This window comes from Azospirillum aestuarii, from assembly GCF_016632405.1.
GTDB classification, from domain to species: Bacteria; Pseudomonadota; Alphaproteobacteria; order Azospirillales; family Azospirillaceae; genus Azospirillum; species Azospirillum aestuarii.
Genome location: NZ_JAEPIV010000013.1, coordinates 68,470 through 83,876 on the forward strand (window position 1 = coordinate 68,470; position 15,407 = coordinate 83,876).

The 15,407-nt window shown below is 68.7% G+C and carries 14 protein-coding genes; 9 read left to right on the top strand and 5 right to left on the bottom strand.

Annotated features, from left to right (window positions below; all coding sequences use genetic code 11):
* Positions 1-15: 15 nt before the first annotated feature.
* Positions 16-1,380, bottom strand: coding sequence for a glutamate--cysteine ligase (locus tag JJL56_RS20630; protein WP_145626855.1), 1,365 nt, complete (start codon positions 1,378-1,380; stop codon positions 16-18).
* 81 nt (positions 1,381-1,461) lie between these two features.
* A complete protein-coding gene (locus JJL56_RS20635) occupies positions 1,462-2,256 on the bottom strand; it encodes a 16S rRNA (uracil(1498)-N(3))-methyltransferase (RefSeq protein ID WP_145626854.1) in 795 nt (264 codons plus the stop codon).
* A 136-nt stretch (positions 2,257-2,392) separates the two neighbouring features.
* Between JJL56_RS20635 and ubiA the strand changes: the two genes are divergently transcribed.
* Positions 2,393-3,319: a 4-hydroxybenzoate octaprenyltransferase gene (ubiA, locus tag JJL56_RS20640; RefSeq protein ID WP_145626852.1), complete on the top strand. Its 927-nt coding sequence runs from the start codon at positions 2,393-2,395 to the stop codon at positions 3,317-3,319.
* Positions 3,320-3,332: 13 nt separating this feature from the next.
* Here ubiA and JJL56_RS20645 read toward each other — a convergent pair whose 3' ends face one another.
* Entirely contained in the window at positions 3,333-4,064 is a 732-nt protein-coding gene (locus JJL56_RS20645; protein ID WP_345772613.1) for a CHAP domain-containing protein, read from the bottom strand.
* 249 nt (positions 4,065-4,313) lie between these two features.
* On the opposite strand from JJL56_RS20645, the gene JJL56_RS20650 reads away from it, so the two are divergent.
* From JJL56_RS20650 to JJL56_RS20675, 6 genes are all read left to right on the top strand, one after another.
* On the top strand, positions 4,314-4,973 hold the full coding sequence (locus JJL56_RS20650) for a class I SAM-dependent methyltransferase (protein ID WP_145626850.1): 660 nt from the start codon (positions 4,314-4,316) through the stop codon (positions 4,971-4,973).
* Positions 4,974-4,976: 3 nt separating this feature from the next.
* Positions 4,977-5,753: a DNA alkylation repair protein gene (locus tag JJL56_RS20655; RefSeq protein ID WP_200486120.1), complete on the top strand. Its 777-nt coding sequence runs from the start codon at positions 4,977-4,979 to the stop codon at positions 5,751-5,753.
* Between the two features lie 94 nt (positions 5,754-5,847).
* Entirely contained in the window at positions 5,848-7,359 is a 1,512-nt protein-coding gene (locus JJL56_RS20660; protein WP_200486121.1) for a UbiD family decarboxylase, read from the top strand.
* Positions 7,360-7,399: 40 nt separating this feature from the next.
* Entirely contained in the window at positions 7,400-8,524 is a 1,125-nt protein-coding gene (locus JJL56_RS20665; RefSeq protein ID WP_200486122.1) for a DUF3616 domain-containing protein, read from the top strand.
* 133 nt (positions 8,525-8,657) lie between these two features.
* The gene (locus JJL56_RS20670) at positions 8,658-9,098 is read left to right on the top strand and encodes a DoxX family protein (RefSeq protein ID WP_145626841.1); all 441 of its coding nucleotides are present in this window, start codon (positions 8,658-8,660) and stop codon (positions 9,096-9,098) included.
* Between the two features lie 162 nt (positions 9,099-9,260).
* A complete protein-coding gene (locus tag JJL56_RS20675; protein ID WP_145626840.1) occupies positions 9,261-10,616 on the top strand; it encodes a TldD/PmbA family protein in 1,356 nt (451 codons plus the stop codon).
* A gap of 73 nt (positions 10,617-10,689) precedes the next feature.
* Here JJL56_RS20675 and JJL56_RS20680 read toward each other — a convergent pair whose 3' ends face one another.
* Complete coding sequence (locus tag JJL56_RS20680; RefSeq protein ID WP_200486123.1) at positions 10,690-12,300, bottom strand: hypothetical protein; 1,611 nt, start codon at positions 12,298-12,300, stop codon at positions 10,690-10,692.
* Positions 12,301-12,422: 122 nt separating this feature from the next.
* Positions 12,423-13,343, bottom strand: a complete 921-nt coding sequence (locus tag JJL56_RS20685) for a diacylglycerol/lipid kinase family protein (RefSeq protein WP_345772614.1) — start codon at positions 13,341-13,343, stop codon at positions 12,423-12,425.
* A 215-nt stretch (positions 13,344-13,558) separates the two neighbouring features.
* Between JJL56_RS20685 and JJL56_RS20690 the strand changes: the two genes are divergently transcribed.
* A complete protein-coding gene (locus JJL56_RS20690) occupies positions 13,559-14,395 on the top strand; it encodes a UDP-2,3-diacylglucosamine diphosphatase (protein WP_145626836.1) in 837 nt (278 codons plus the stop codon).
* Positions 14,392-15,390: a glycosyltransferase family 4 protein gene (locus tag JJL56_RS20695; protein ID WP_145626834.1), complete on the top strand. Its 999-nt coding sequence runs from the start codon at positions 14,392-14,394 to the stop codon at positions 15,388-15,390. Before JJL56_RS20690 ends, JJL56_RS20695 begins: the two co-directional genes overlap by 4 nt.
* The last annotated feature ends 17 nt before the right edge of the window (positions 15,391-15,407 follow it).

A 15,407-nucleotide genomic window follows, 5' to 3' on the forward strand; every position in this document is an offset into this window, starting at 1 on the left:
CCGCCGGCGCGGAACTCAGTACGCGTACTCCTTGAACACCGGGTCCACGCTGCCCCCCCAGGGGCCGTTGAACTTCGCCAGAAGCTCGTCGGCCGGGGTCTGGCCGGACTCGGCGATGTCGAGCAGCGTGTTCAGGAAATGCGCCTCGTCGTCGCCCCAGTTGTCGTTGCGGGCGCGCCGCGCCAGACCGCCGCGGGCGATCTCCAGCACCTCAAGAGCGACCTCCCGCACCGTGCGGCCGCGGAAGGGGGTGCGCAGGGCGTGGCGCGGCACCTCGGCGCGCAGATGGGCGCGCTCCTCCGTCGTCCAGCCCTTCACGAGGTCCCAGGCGGCGTCCAGCGCCTGGCTGTCGTAGAGAAGCCCGACCCACAGGGCCGGCAGGGCGCACAGGCGCCGCCACGGGCCGCCGTCGGCGCCGCGCATCTCCAGATACTTCTTCAGACGCACCTCGGGGAAGGAGGTGGTCATGTGGTCGGCCCAGTCGGTGATCAGCGGGACCTCGCCCGGCAAAGCCGGCAGGCGGCCCTGCATGAAGTCACGGAAGGACTGGCCGGAGGCGTCGATGTACGCGCCGTCGCGGTAGACGAAGTACATCGGCACGTCGAGCAGGTAATCCACGTACCGCTCGAAGCCGAAGCCGTCCTCGAACACGAAGGGCAGGTCGCCGGTGCGGTCGGGGTCGGTGTCGGTCCAGATGTGGCTGCGGAAGCTCTGGAAGCCGTTCGGCTTGCCCTCGGTGAAGGGCGAGTTGGCGAACAACGCCGTGGCGATGGGCTGAAGCGCCAGGCTGACCCGGAACTTCTTCACCATGTCGGCTTCCGACGCGAAGTCCAGGTTCACCTGCACGGTGCAGGTGCGCATCATCATGTCCAGGCCGAGATTGCCGCGCTTGGGCATGTAGTCGCCCATGATCCTGTAGCGGCCCTTGGGCATCCAGGGGATCTCGTCGCGCCGCCATTTCGGCTGGAAACCGAGGCCCATCATGGCGATGCCCAGCTCGCCCCCGATCTCCTTCACCTGCTCGAGGTGGCGGTGCACCTCGGCGCAGGTCTGGTGCAGGGTCTCCAGCGGCGCGCCGGACAGCTCGACCTGCCCGCCCGGCTCCAGCGTGATGTTCGCCATGCCCTGGGTCAGGGCGATGAGGTTGCCCTTCTCCTCCACCGGGTCCCAGCCGAAGCGCTGCAGGCGGGTCAGCAGTTCGCCGATCCCATCCGGCCCCTCGTAAGGCAGCGGCCGGTGGTCGGAGACGCGGTAGGCGAATTTTTCGTGTTCGGTCCCGATGCGCCACTGGTCCGTCGGTTTGCTGCCGGATTCCAGATAGGCCGCCAGCTGGCGGCGGTCGGTGATCGGTTCACCACGCGTCTGCGGAGGTGCGGACATGGAAGCTCCCGCTTTCAAAAAGTCTAAACTGGCCAACGAGTCAAACGGCCCGCCTCGGAACAGCGGCGCGTCGAGCGGCCCTTACTCCCCAGCGGTGGGGTCGGCCGGCGCGCGGAAGGGCGGTCGGGTGTCGCCCCCGTCCGCCGTCCAGTCCCCCGCAAGGGCCTGCCAGCAGGCGAGCGCCGCGACCACCGCCGTGTCGGCCCGGAGAATGCGGGGCCCCAGACCGACGGGAACAACAAAGGGGAGTTTGCAAATTTCGTCAAGTTCGGACTGCGCAAAGCCGCCCTCCGGCCCGATCAGGAAGGCGGCGGGGCCGCGCGGACGGGCGCGGACGGCCTCCGCGATGGGGCGTACGTTCCCGGCCTCGGCGCACAGGTACAGTGTACGCTCCGCAGGCCAGCCGGCCAGCGCCTTGTCCAGCGGCAGCGGGTCGGCCATCTCCGGCACGGTCAGCCGCTCCGACTGTTCGGCGGCCTCGATGGCGTTGGCGCGCAGGCGGTCGGTGTTGACGCGGTTGGGGTCGGTGCGGCGGGTGAAGACCGGCCACAGGCGCGACACGCCCAGTTCGCTGGCCTTCTCCGCCACGAAGTCGATGCGCCCGCGCTTGATCGGGGCGAACAGCAGCCAGAGGTCGGGCCCGGCCGCCTGAAGACGCCGCTGTGCCGTCACGGTGAGCGAGCACCAGCCCTTGCCGAAGCCGTCGATGGCGGCCAGCCATTCGCCGTCCTGCCCGTTGAAGACGGCCACGACATCGCCCTTGTCGAGCCGCAGGACATGGCGCAGGAAATGCGCCCGCTCGTGATCGAGCCCCACCGCCTGCCCCTCGCCGAGGGGGCTGTCCACATAGAGGCGGGTCTTCGGTTGGTCTGACATGGCGCAAAGGTCTCCGGTGTGCGGCGCCGACTATAGCGATATCGGTCCGGGGCGGAAACGGCCCAGCCTTGCGAGGACCCACCCCCGCCGCTACCTTGCCCCCCGGCTTCTTCCACTCCCCATCCCCGAGTCCGCCATGACCAGCCCCGCCTCCCCCGCTCCCGGCGACTTCACCGACATCCGGCGCGGCGACTGGATCGACCGCTTCGCCCCGGCGGCAACTCGTCCCTATCTGCGGCTGGCGCGGCTGGACCGTCCCATCGGCACATGGCTGCTGCTGTTTCCCGGCTGGTGGAGCATCGCGCTGGCCGGACCGGGACCGCTGCCCGACCTCTGGCTGATGGCCTTGTTCGCGGTCGGCGCGGTGGTGATGCGCGGGGCCGGCTGCACGGTCAACGACATCCTCGACCGCGACTTCGACGCCATGGTGGAGCGCACGCGGACCCGCCCGATCCCCTCCGGGCAGGTGTCGGTGAAACAGGCGCTGGCCTTCCTCGCCGTCCAGCTCCTGATCGGGCTGGCGGTGCTGGTGCAATTCAACCCGCTCACCATCGGGCTTGGCGTGCTGTCGCTGGCGCTGGTCTTCACCTACCCGCTGATGAAGCGCATCACCTGGTGGCCGCAGGCCTTCCTGGGGCTGACCTTCAACTGGGGCGCCCTGATGGGCTGGACCGCGGTGCGCGGCGATCTGGAGTGGCCGGCGCTGGCCCTCTACGCCGCGGGGATCGTCTGGACGCTGGGCTACGACACCATCTACGCCCACCAGGACAAGGAGGACGACGCGCGAATCGGCGTGAAGTCCACCGCTCTGCGGCTGGGCGACCAGAGCAAGATCTGGATCTACGGCTTCTACACGCTGACCTTCGTGGGGATCGGCATCGCCGGGCGTCTGGCCGGGCTGGGCGGGCTGTTCCTGCCGCTGCTCTCGCTGGCCGCGCTGCAATTGTCCTGGCAGGTCGCGACCTGGAACCCCGACGATCAGACGGACTGCCTGAAGAAATTCAAGTCGAACCGCTGGTTCGGCTGGCTGGTTCTGGCGGCCTTCCTGGCCGGGAAGATCTAGGCGGAGGGAGATTTCAGCGCGTCAGCTCGGCGACGGTGCTGTCGGCGGAGCCCGGCTTGCGCGGCGGCAGGACCGCGCGGATGCCCTCGGTGGAGGCCACCATCTCGACGCCCTTTTGCGCGGCCGGCAGGGTCGGCTTGCGGGCCGGCAGCACGGCGGCGGTCTGGAGCGGAAGAACCGCCTTCGCGGCGGCGCCCTTGCCGGAGAGGGTGAGGGATGCGGTCAGCACCTGCGGCTTGCGGCCCGGAACGGCGACGGCGTGGCCTTTCAAGGAGGCTTCCATCAGGCGCGGCCCGGCGGCGGGCTTGGGCGCGGAGCGGCCCTGCGGGGCGACGGCGAAGGTGCTGCCGATGCCGGCACCTCGGGAGTCGGCCTGACGGATTTCCGCTTCCTCGCCGTCCGGCAGGATGAAGCCGTAGGTGGTGTAGACGCGCAGGCCGAGCTGGTCCGACGGCTCGTGCCAGACGCGGACGGCCGACCAGTCGTTGCGCGGCGACACATCGACCACGCGCATGTTGCGGCGCAGGCCACGGCCGTCGAGCCAGGAGTGATCGACCTCGATGGTGCGGCGGTCGACGATGTGGCTGACCAGGGAGACGTGGCCGCGGCCCAGCCGCTGCGACCGCTTGAAGACGAGGACGGAGCCGAGAGTCGGACGCTGGTCGCGCTCATATTGTTGGTTGGCGGCGGTGTTCCACCACGTCCAGGCATCGCCCCGGATGTCGAAATCCGATATGGAGCGCACTGTGCGGACGCAATCCCCGTCCTGGGCCTGGGCTTTGGATATGACAAACGGGCTGAGAGCGATGAACGCCGCGAACGAAGCGCAGAGTGCAATCCCTTTCGACCGCATATCGACCCCATGACCTTTGTTTTTCTCCTTTCGAACGGGTAACACGGGACAGCAGGTGTGTCTACTCCGTTTGAATTATGTAACCAAAACCGGTTGTGGATAGATCATCCACGCCCGCGCAGCTCCGGTGAGAGTCCCGTTATGAACAACTTTTCTCAAATCGACTTCATCCGCTCCAACACGGTCGTAACGCGGACTCCTTTGCTGCCCGAAATCGCCCTGCATCTGGCGACGGAAATCACGCCGCTGTGGGAAGCTACGGAGGATTCTTTGAAAGAGTCCAATGTACCGCCGCCCTATTGGGCCTTTGCTTGGCCGGGCGGTCAGGCGGTGGCGCGGCTCGTCCTCGACCGGCCGGAACTGGTGGCGGGCAAGTCGGTGCTGGATTTCGCCGCCGGCACCGGGCTGGTCGGCATCGCCGCGATGATGGCCGGGGCGGCGCGCGTGCAATCCTGCGACATCGACCGCTTCGCCCTGTCCGCCATCGCCCTGAACGCCGAATCCAACGGAGTCGATGTGAAGGCGGTCAGCGCCGATCTGGTGGACCGCCCCCTGCCCGGCATCGACGTCGTTCTGGCGGGCGACGTCTGCTACGAGAAGCCGATGGCCGACCGGGTGACCGCCTGGCTGCGCGCAATCGCCGCAACCGGCACGCTGGTCCTGCTGGGCGATCCGGGCCGCGCCTATGTCCCGCTCAGCGGAATTGAACGGGTCGCGCAGTACAGCGTCCCGACCTCCCTGGAGTTGGAAGACCGCGAAATGCGCGAAACGGTGATCTGGCGCCTGCTGCCGGAGGCTTGAGTCATGCCCACGACCGCCCCGCGCAAGGGCGCCACCCGGATGGCCGACATCCCGCCGGAGGTGCTGGCCGACCTGAACGCCGGCCGGCGCGAGACCGCCACGCTGGCCGAATCGCTCGCCATCGACTTCGCCGCCCTGCTGGCCGCCGCGGTTCCGGAGGCCGCGGACGCCGTTTCCTTCGACCCGAAGGACGGCGTGACCCGGCGCATGGCGACGGCGGGGAGCGCGGCCTTCGAGCGCCTTGGCCTGGGGGCCGTGGAGCGGCTGGCCGCACACCCGTCCGACACGGTGCGCGGCTGGGCCTGCTACGCGCTGGCGGCGGCCCCCGGCCTGACTCTGGCGGAGCGGCTGGAGCGCGTCCGCCCGCTGGCCGACGACGCGCATTTCGGCGTGCGCGAATGGGCGTGGCTGGCCCTGCGCCCCCACATCGCCACCGCCATCGACGACGCGCTGGCTCTGCTCACGCCCTGGACCTCCGAGCCGTCCGAACGGTTGCGCCGCTTCGCCAGCGAGGCCACGCGCCCCCGCGGCGTCTGGTGCGGCCACATCGGCATGTTGAAGACCGATCCGGCGCGCGGGTTGCCGGTGCTCGACCCGCTGCGGGCGGACGGCGCGCGCTACGTCCAGGATTCGGTCGCCAATTGGCTGAACGACGCGGCGAAGAGCCAGCCCGGCTGGGTGCAGGCCCTCTGCGCCCGCTGGGAAACGGACAGTCCCGATCCGGACGCCACCCGCCGCATCGTCCGCCGCGCCCTGCGCAGCGTGAAGGAACCCGCGTGAGGCGGCACCTCCCCCCTTGACGCGGCGCCGTCCAGGCCGATGCTAAGCGCCCTCTCTTGATCCGACCCCATCGCATCCGAACGGACCTTCGACCATGCCCTACACCTCGTTGCGCGACTTCATCGACCGGCTGGAGAAGGCCGGGCGGCTGGTGGTGGTCCGGGAGCCGGTGTCCACGGCGCTGGAGATGACCGAGATCCAGACCCGCCTGCTCGCCGAAGGCGGCCCGGCGGTGCTGTTCGAGAACGTCATCAAGGCCGACGGCACCCGCTCGGAGATGCCGGTGCTGGTCAACCTGTTCGGCACGGTGGAGCGCGTCGCCTGGGGCATGGACCGCGAACCGCACGAGTTGCGCGGCGTCGGCGAGACGCTGGCCTTCCTGAAGCAGCCGGAGCCGCCGGGCGGATTCCGAGAGGCGATGGAGTTGATCCCGCTCGCCAAGACCGTGCTGTCGATGAAGCCGAAGACGGTCGGCTCCGCTCCCTGCCAGGAGGTCGTGCTGACCGGCGACCAGATCGACCTCGGCCGCCTGCCGGTGCAGAGCTGCTGGCCGGGCGAGCCGGCGCCGCTGATCACCTGGCCGCTGGTCGTCACCAAGGGGCCCACGGCCAAGCGCGAGGACGACTTCAACCTCGGCATCTACCGGATGCAGGTGCTGGGGAAGAACAAGACGATCATGCGCTGGCTGAAGCACCGCGGCGGCGCGCAGCATCATCATCGCTGGGCCGCCAGCGGCAAGCGCGAGCCGCTGCCCTGCGCGGTGGTCCTGGGCGCCGATCCCGGCACCATCCTGGCCGCCGTCACGCCGGTGCCGGACACGCTGTCGGAATACCAGTTCGCAGGCCTGCTGCGCGGCAAGAAGGTCGAACTGGTGGACTGCAAGACCGTACCGCTGAAGGTGCCCGCCCAGGCCGAGATCATCCTGGAAGGCCATGTCAGCCTGGACGAATACGCCGACGAGGGCCCCTACGGCGACCACACCGGCTATTACAACTCGGTCGAGCCCTTCCCGGTCTTCACCATCACGGCGATGACCATGCGGCGCAACCCCATCTACCTCTCCACCTTCACCGGCCGGCCGCCCGACGAACCGTCGGTGCTGGGCGAGGCGCTGAACGAGGTCTTCATCCCCCTGCTGACCCAGCAATTCCCGGAGATCGTGGATTTCTGGCTGCCGCCGGAAGGCTGCTCCTACCGGATCGCGGTGGTCAGCATGAAGAAGGCCTATCCCGGCCACGCCAAGCGCGTGATGATGGGCGTGTGGTCCTTCCTGCGCCAGTTCATGTACACGAAATGGGTGATCGTCGTGGACGACGACATCGACGCGCGGAACTGGAAGGACGTGATGTGGGCGATGAGCACCCGCATGGACCCGGCCCGCGACATCACCGTGATCGAGGGCACCCCCATCGACTATCTGGACTTCGCCAGCCCCGAGTCGGGCCTGGGCGGCAAGGTCGGGCTGGACGCCACCAACAAGTGGCCGCCGGAGACCAAGCGCGAATGGGGCCAGAAGATCCGCATGGACCAGGGCGTGGTCGACGAGGTGTCGCGCAAATGGGCGTCCTACGGTCTTCCGGGCAGCGGGACCCCGATCTGGAAGTGAGGCGTTAAGGGACGGTCCGCTTTCGCCAAGGAGTCCCGCCATGCCCAGCGACGCCGCCCATCCCATCGCCAGCCCCATCGCCACCGTCCGCCTGATCTTCAGCGACGGCGGCGAAACCGCCGGGGACCTGTCGGTGGCCGAGCGGGCGGGAAGCAACCTGTTCGTAGCGTCGGACGAGGGCGCTCAGGTCGTCCATTTGGCGGCCGAGGAGGGCGGCACCGTCTACCGACAGGACGCCGTCTTTTTCTTGGCGGACTTCCTTGCCCTGCCGGAGACCGAACCGGGCAAGGACGAGGTGGACATCGAGGGCATGGCCATCGCCGACCGCTGGCTGTGGGTCACCGGCTCGCACGCGCTGGCCCGCAAGAAGCCGGATCGCGAGGAGAACAGCGCCGAGAAGGCGCTGGAGCGGCTGACCGAGGTGCGCTGCGACCCCAACCGCTTCCTGCTGGGCCGCATCCCGCTGATCACCGAGGCGGACGGGCGCCTCACCCCGGTCCGCCGCGACGGGAAACGGACGGCCGGTTGCCTGAAGTTCCGCAAGGGCGGCAACGCGCTGACCAAAGCGCTGGCGGAGGACGAGCATCTGGCCCGCTTCGTCGCCGTGCCCGCCAAGGAGAACGGCTTCGACGTGGAGGGGCTGGCCGCCCATGGCGACCGGGTCTGGCTGGGGCTGCGCGGCCCGGTGCTGCGCGGCTGGGCCTGCATCCTGGAATTGGCGGTGGAGGATCACCCGGATTACGGGGAGCGCCTGCGGCTGCGCCCCGTCGGGCCGAACGGCGAGAAGTACCGCAAGCATTTCGTCGATCTGGACGGGCTGGGCATCCGCGAACTGACCTTCGACGGGGAGGATCTGGTCATCCTGGCCGGGCCGACCATGGATCTGGACGGTCCCGTCGCCGTATGGCGCTGGACCGACGCCCTGTCCGTCACCCAGGAGACGGTCATCCCGCGCGACCGGCTGGTTCCTCTGCTGAACCTCCCGTACGGCAAGGGCGACGACCACGCGGAGGGCATCGCCTGCGTCCGCCGCGACGGCGCTCCGCCCGCCCTTCTGGTGGTCTATGACAGCCCGTCCAAGGCCCGCCTTCACGGCGCCGGGACCACCGCCGACCTGTTCACCCTGCCCTCCCGCTACGATCCGGCAAACGCCTTCCGGGCGTGAGGTTTTGTTCTCAATCAAGCAACAATCAGTGCATGAATAAGCGGATTATCCCAACCGAGGATATCGCTATTCTTGGCCTCAGACGACAACGGCCCCGGCGCGGGGCACCACGCTGAGACAAGGAAACCAAGCCATGAACGCCGCCATCGACAACCGCACCGCCCCCTACGCCGCCTTCCTGCTGCGCGTCAGCCTGGGCCTTCTGTTCATCGCCCATGGACTGATCCTGAAGGTCTTCACCTTCGGCATCGCCGGCACGGTCGGCTACTTCGAGAGCCTCGGCTATCCCGGCCTCTTCGCCTATCTGGTGATCCTCGGCGAGATCGGCGGCGGCCTGCTGCTGGTGGCCGGTGTCTTCACCCGCTGGATTTCGCTGGCCCTGCTGCCGATCATGATCGGCGCGACGCTCCAGCACACCGGCAACGGCTGGGTCTTCTCGGCCCAGGGCGGCGGCTGGGAGTTCCCGGTGTTCTGGACGGTGCTGCTCGGCGTGCAGGCCCTGCTGGGCGACGGCGCCTTCGCCCTGAAGCTGCCGACCGCCGGCCGCAGCACCCTGCAGAACCGGCTGGCCTGACCCTAAAGCAAGACCTGACAAGCGGCGCGCGGGTGGGCACCAAGCCCCCGCGCGCCGCCGCGTTTGCACCCGGACCGTGCCCGACCTGAGGCGATATGCCCCTTCCTCTTCTTCTCCGGGCTCCCATTTGCTAGACAAGCCGGAGACCTAGCGGAGACCGTAATGCCCGTTTCGACCACCTCGCAACCTGACGTGCTGACCCTGCTGGACGATTTGATCCGCAAGGCGAAGGGTGCCGGGGCCGATGCCGCCGACGCCGTGCTGTTCGACAGCGCCTCCCTGTCGCTGAGCCAGCGTTTCGGCAAGACGGAGAAGCTGGAGCGGTCCGAGTCGGGCGATCTGGGCCTGCGCGTCTTCATCGGCAAGCGGCAGGCCATCGTCTCTTCCACCGACCGCAGCGCCAAGGCGCTGGACGAGTTGGTGGAGCGCGCCGTCGCCATGGCCCGCGTGGTGCCGGAGGACCCCTTCTGCGGCCTCGCCGACCCGGAGCAGATCTACACCACCCTCCCCGACCTCGATGTGTGCGACCCGTCGGAGCCGTCGGCGGAGCTGCTGATCGAACGCGCCCGCATCGCCGAGGAGGCCGCGCTGGCGGTCGAAGGCGTCACCAATTCCGAGGGCGCCGACGCGGGGTGGAGCCGCTCCACCATCGCCATCGCCGCGTCCAACGGCTTCACCGGCCGCTATGGCGTGTCGCGGCAGTCCCTCTCGGCCTCGGTGCTGGCCGGGACCGGCACGGGGATGGAGCGCGACTACGATTATGACAGCAAGGTCTATGGCTCCGACCTGCGCGATCCGGCGTCGATCGGGCGCGAGGCCGGCGAGCGGGCCATCCGCCGCCTGAACCCGCGCCGGGTCAAGAGCTGCAAGGTGCCGGTGGTGTTCGACCCGCGCGTCTCCCGCGGGCTGCTGGGCCATCTGACCGGCTCGATCAGCGGGCCGAGCATCGCGCGCGGCACCAGCTTCCTCAAGGACAAGATGGGCCAGCGCATCTTCGCCGCCGGCATCACCATCGTCGACGACCCGCATGTGAAGCGCGGCCTGCGCTCCCGCCCCTTCGACGCGGAGGGCATCGCCACCACCCGCCGCAACCTGATCGAGGACGGGCACCTGACCACCTGGCTGCTCGACCTGCGCTCGGCCCGCCAGCTCGGCCTGTCGACGACCGGCCACGCCGCCCGCGGCACCTCCGGCCCGCCGGGTCCGGCCCCAGCCAACGTCTACATGGCGCCGGGGGCCAAGAGCCGCGACGAGCTGCTCGCCGAGATCCCCAACGGCTTCTACGTGACGGAGCTGATGGGCACCGGCGTCAACGGGGTGACCGGCGACTACAGCCGGGGTGCCGCCGGCTATTGGATCGAGAACGGCCAGATCGCCTACCCGGTCACCGAACTGACCATCGCCGGCAATCTCAAGGAGATGTTCCTGAACCTGGAGCCGGCCAGCGACCTGGAACTGCGCTTCGGCATGGACGCTCCGACCATCCGCATCGACGGGCTGACCGTAGCCGGCCTGTGACCGCAACAGGTGAGGCGCCTTTCGGCGCCTCGCTCCTCACCTGAACCGGCGGGTCCGTCGCCAGGACAGGGCATCAGACCGTCACGCTCATCGCCCCCCCGGCACCGCGCACCGACAGGTTGGGCAGGAAGTCCCGGAACAGCGACAGGCTCTTCAGGTCGGACACGTAGCCCGTGCCATCCCCGCCCATCGTCTTTCCACCGATGCTCTTCATCACGTCGGCGGTCTGCGCGTCCTGGGCCTCCAGCGCGTCCTTCAGGACAGAGGCCAAGGCGCTGCCGTAGCCCAGCCGCTCCATCGGCGCGCCGGTTTCCTTCGTCGTTTTCTCGTAGCTGTACTGGAGCGCCGCCCGCTGGACGGACCAGTTGACCGACTCCTTCTCCTCCTTGCTGGCCTCGTCGAGGAACTTCACCCCGGCGCGGTAGGCGGCGGCCTTGTCGGTGCCGAGGGGGTCGGCGGCGTCCATCGCCTCCTTCTGCTGACGGGCCATGATGGATTGCGCCGCCTCCTGCTCGTTCTTGGAGAAGGTCCCGTCCTTGTTGCTGGCGATGGCATGGAGGCTGCGCCGGTCGAAGCCGCCGAACAGCCGGTCCACGTCCTTTCCGGTCGGGTCGGAGTAGTTCACCCCCTTGCCTTCCTTCGCCATGGCCGTGTAGGTGGCGTCCAGCGAGTCACGGGCGTCCTGGATGACCTTCGCAAAGCCCTGGAGCCCCGGGGTCTGGGTGGTGGTCAGCACCGTGGTGGGCGGCGGCGGCAGGCCGGCGGCCTCGGCCTCCTCCTTGGCGGAGGGCTCGTAGCCTTTGCCCCCTGGGAAGCTCTTGTCGACTTCACCACGCCCGATGCCGGGAATGTTCACGTCCGCGGCGTACTGCGCGAGACCATTCGCGTAAAGCTTCCCCTCGAAGCCCAGGTCATACATAAGCTTGGCGGCGGCCTTTCCCTTCTCATTGTCCGGCGATAGCAGCCCACCCTCGCTGCCCTCCGCTTCCGCGCCGAAATCCAATTTTTCGAACGCCTCCTCTCCCTTCGTCGCGAAATACCTGAAGGCATTGCCCTTGATCTTGTTCGGGTCGCCACCGACGGTTTCCATCATCTCGCGGTCGATGTCCGCCGTCTCCGCGCGGAAGAGGGCATTGGCCGGAGCCATCGCCGCCTGGAACGCCTCGGTGTCCTCATCCTTCCCGAAGGCGTCGTAAGCGGCGGTCCGCGCCTCGTTCAGGGCCGACATGGCCTTGCCCATGCGTTCCGTCTTGGTCTTGAAGGCCTTTTCAGCCGCCCCGACCTTCTCCGCCCATTCCTTGTCCTCCTCATCCTGGGGCCGCTCCTTGATGAAGCGGTCCTTCACGGCGTTGGTCGCCATTTGGCGCAGCCCCAGCGCCACATCCTTCTCGGTCATCTTGCCGGTCTTGACGAAGTCCTCCAGCATAGCGCGGCCCTTGGAGCCGATGGATGCGAAGACCTTTCCCGCCACGCCGGTCAGCGACTTCGCCAAGCCGCTGAGTTCCACGCTGTCCTCGCCCTTCAAGGCGGCCAGGGCCGCGGCACCCGCGGAGGACCCGGCGTCGGAGGCCGCCTTCCAGGTTCCCTCCGCCTCGGCGGCCCCCCCGGCGGGCTTCCATTTGGTGGTGGTCGCGGTGGCGCTGGCCGTGGTGGCCGAGAACAGGGCGTTGATCGACGTGGACATGGCTTCCCCCTTGCGGTCCCGCCTGAGCCGCGGGGCCTTAATCCTTAGAGACCGAAGTAATTATTGAATGTTCCCAAAGTAATTTTCTCAAGAGACCCGTTAACGGACTCTTAAAACAGTAATCAGCGCGTCAGCACCGGCAAGATCCAGGGCGCCAGCGCGATCTCCACCGGGAGACGGGCGATCACGTCGCCGTCGCCCTGCACGGGTTCCCCCACCGGCCCATCGATGATCACCCGCCGGGCCGGCAGGATGCGGTAATCGGGAAAACGCGGCAACCGCCCGGCGGTGACGCCCCACAGGTAGCGCAGGGCGTTCCCCCGCCCCGCCCGCGGGAACAGGCAGACGTGCAGCCGCGGGTCGGTCAGCCGGGCGTCGGGCGCGCAGACGAAGCGCCCCCCATAGAAATGCCCCTTGGCGACGATGACGGAGGCGACCTCCATCGGCTCCGCACCGTCAACCGCCACCCGGTAGGGGCCGCCGCCGCCCGCGGCGATCCGGGCCAGCGTTTCCACCGCATAGGCGCCCTTGCCGATCAGCCGCTTCAGCCGCGTGTCCACCCCCTCCACGACGCGGGCGTCCAGGCCGGCGCCGGCCATCATGGCGAAGGCGCGGCCATTCGCCACACCCAGATGCACGGGCGTCGCCCGCCCCTCCGCCAGCACCCGCGCCACGCCCTCCGCATCCAGGGGCAGGTCCAGTTCATGGGCCAGCACGTTGGCGGTTCCCAGCGGCACGATGCCCAAGGGAATCGCCGCACCTCCACCGCCGCGCGTTCCCAGCCCGTTGACCACCTCGTTGATGGTGCCGTCGCCACCCGCGGCGACCACCGCGTCGAAGGCGCCGGGCGCCACCGCGCGGGCCATCGCCTCGGCGTCGCCGCGCCCGCCGGTGGCCCGAAGCGTCACCGCGGCCCCATGGCGCCGCTCCAGCAGTTCCAGCACCGCGCCCAGGCGGCGCGCCCGCCGGGCGCCGGCCACCGGGTTGTGGATCACCAGAAGTCGCCGCCGGGTCGCCGCGGCCGGCCCGGATGTTTCAGGCACCGATTCGCCCCTATCCGTCACGCCACCCCCAATGTGACCATCCTGTTTCAGTTTTAATAAAGTCATTTATCGCCTTTGTTTCACTATCAAGAAGTCTCATCAAAATCATCACCCCCAACAGATGCGGGCGGCCGAAATCATTGTCAAGAGAATGCCCCGCGGATATACGGAAGACGTTTCAACGAACCCTTGCCGGCATGGCGATGGAGCGGGGCATGAGCGCATCACGCGACGTCAAGCAATACCGCAGCATCTGGATCTCCGACGTCCATCTGGGCACGCGGGGATGCAAGGCGGAGTATCTTCTCGATTTCCTGAAGCACAACGAGTCCGACCACCTCTATCTCGTCGGCGACATCGTGGACGGCTGGCGTCTGCGCAAGACGTGGTACTGGCCGCAAGCGCACAACGACGTGGTGCAGAAGATCCTGCGCCGGGCGCGCAAGGGCGTGCAGGTCTATTACATTCCCGGCAACCACGACGAGGCCGCCCGCGACTACGCCGGCTTGCAGTTCGGCGGCGTCCAGGTGGTGGAGGAGATGATCCACGTCACCGCCGACGGGCGGCAACTCCTGGTCACCCACGGCGACCGCTTCGACGTGGTGGTGAAATACGCCCGCTGGCTGGCCTTCATCGGCGACAACGCCTACGTGGTCCTGCTCCAGGCCAACACGCTGTTCAACTGGGTCCGGCGCAAGCTGGGCTTCCCCTACTGGTCGCTGTCCGCCTTCCTGAAGCACAAGGCGAAGACCGCGGTGGAGTTCATCGGCAACTACGAGACCGCTCTCGGCGACGAGGCCCGGCGCCGCAAGGTGGACGGGGTCGTCTGCGGTCATATCCACACCGCGGAAATCCGCGACATGGAAGGAATCCTCTATTGCAACGACGGCGACTGGGTCGAGTCCTGCACCGCCTTGGTCGAGCATCCCTGCGGCCGGCTGGAGATCATCGATTGGGCGGCGGACATCCGCCGGCGCGCCGCAACGACGCTGCCCGCCCGCATCCCGGCCAAGGAGAAGCCGGAGAATGTGAAGGAGAAGGCGGCGGCGTGAACATCCTGATCGTCTCCGACGCCTGGCTGCCCCAGGTCAACGGCGTGGTGCGCACCATCGGCACCGTCCGCGCGGAGCTGGAGGCCATGGGCCACAGGGTGGAGGTGATCGGCCCCGACCGTTTCCGCACCGTGCCCATGCCCACCTATCCGGAAATCCGGCTGGCGCTGGGCGCGGGGCGGCGGCTGCACGCGATGATCGACGCGCTGCGCCCCGACTGCATCCACATCGCCACCGAGGGGCCGCTGGGTTTCGCCGCCCGGCGCTACTGCCTCGGCCGCGGCCGGCCCTTCACCACCGCCTACCATACCCGCTTTCCCGAGTATGTGCGTGACCGGGCGCCGGTGCCGCTGGCGCTCAGCTACGCGGTGGTGCGCCGTTTCCACAAGCCGTCCTCGGCGGTGATGGTGGCGACGCCATCCATCGAGAGCGACCTCGCCGCCCGCGGCTTCACCAACATCCGGCGCTGGACCCGCGGCGTGGACACCGAGCTGTTCCGCCCCCGCACCAAGAGCTTCCTGGCGCTGCCCCGCCCCATCGCCCTCTATGTCGGGCGCGTGGCGGTGGAAAAGAACCTGGAGGATTTCCTCAGGCTCGACCTGCCGGGCAGCAAGGTGGTTGTCGGCGACGGCCCGGCCCGCGCCGACCTTCAGCACAGGTATCCGGAGGTCCATTGGGCCGGTGCCCGCCATGGCGAGGAACTGGCCCAGCATTACGCGGCGGCGGACGTCTTCGTCTTCCCGTCGCGCACCGACACCTTCGGTCTGGTGCTGCTGGAGGCGCTGGCCTCGGGCGTGCCGGTGGCCGCCTACCCGGTGCCCGGCCCCCTGGACGTGGTCGACGGCTCCGGTGTCGGCTGCCTGGACGAGGATCTCAAGGGGGCGGTCGAACGCGCCCTGGCCATCCCGCCGGAACACTGCCGGGACCATGCCCTGAACTTCTCCTGGCGGCGCTCCGCCGAGCAGTTCCTGGCGAACCTCCGGCCCTTCGCCTGAACGGGGAGGGAAGCCGG

Bases quoted from the DNA above. Each gene is read 5' to 3' on its own strand.
- JJL56_RS20630 (WP_145626855.1), bottom strand. From the start codon at position 1,380: ATGTCCGCACCTCCGCAGACGCGTGGTGAACCGATCACCGACCGCCGC.
- JJL56_RS20635 (WP_145626854.1), bottom strand. From the start codon at position 2,256: ATGTCAGACCAACCGAAGACCCGCCTCTATGTGGACAGCCCCCTCGGC.
- ubiA (WP_145626852.1), top strand. From the start codon at position 2,393: ATGACCAGCCCCGCCTCCCCCGCTCCCGGCGACTTCACCGACATCCGG.
- JJL56_RS20650 (WP_145626850.1), top strand. From the start codon at position 4,314: ATGAACAACTTTTCTCAAATCGACTTCATCCGCTCCAACACGGTCGTA.
- JJL56_RS20655 (WP_200486120.1), top strand. From the start codon at position 4,977: ATGCCCACGACCGCCCCGCGCAAGGGCGCCACCCGGATGGCCGACATC.
- JJL56_RS20660 (WP_200486121.1), top strand. From the start codon at position 5,848: ATGCCCTACACCTCGTTGCGCGACTTCATCGACCGGCTGGAGAAGGCC.
- JJL56_RS20665 (WP_200486122.1), top strand. From the start codon at position 7,400: ATGCCCAGCGACGCCGCCCATCCCATCGCCAGCCCCATCGCCACCGTC.
- JJL56_RS20670 (WP_145626841.1), top strand. From the start codon at position 8,658: ATGAACGCCGCCATCGACAACCGCACCGCCCCCTACGCCGCCTTCCTG.
- JJL56_RS20675 (WP_145626840.1), top strand. From the start codon at position 9,261: ATGCCCGTTTCGACCACCTCGCAACCTGACGTGCTGACCCTGCTGGAC.
- JJL56_RS20680 (WP_200486123.1), bottom strand. From the start codon at position 12,300: ATGTCCACGTCGATCAACGCCCTGTTCTCGGCCACCACGGCCAGCGCC.
- JJL56_RS20690 (WP_145626836.1), top strand. From the start codon at position 13,559: ATGAGCGCATCACGCGACGTCAAGCAATACCGCAGCATCTGGATCTCC.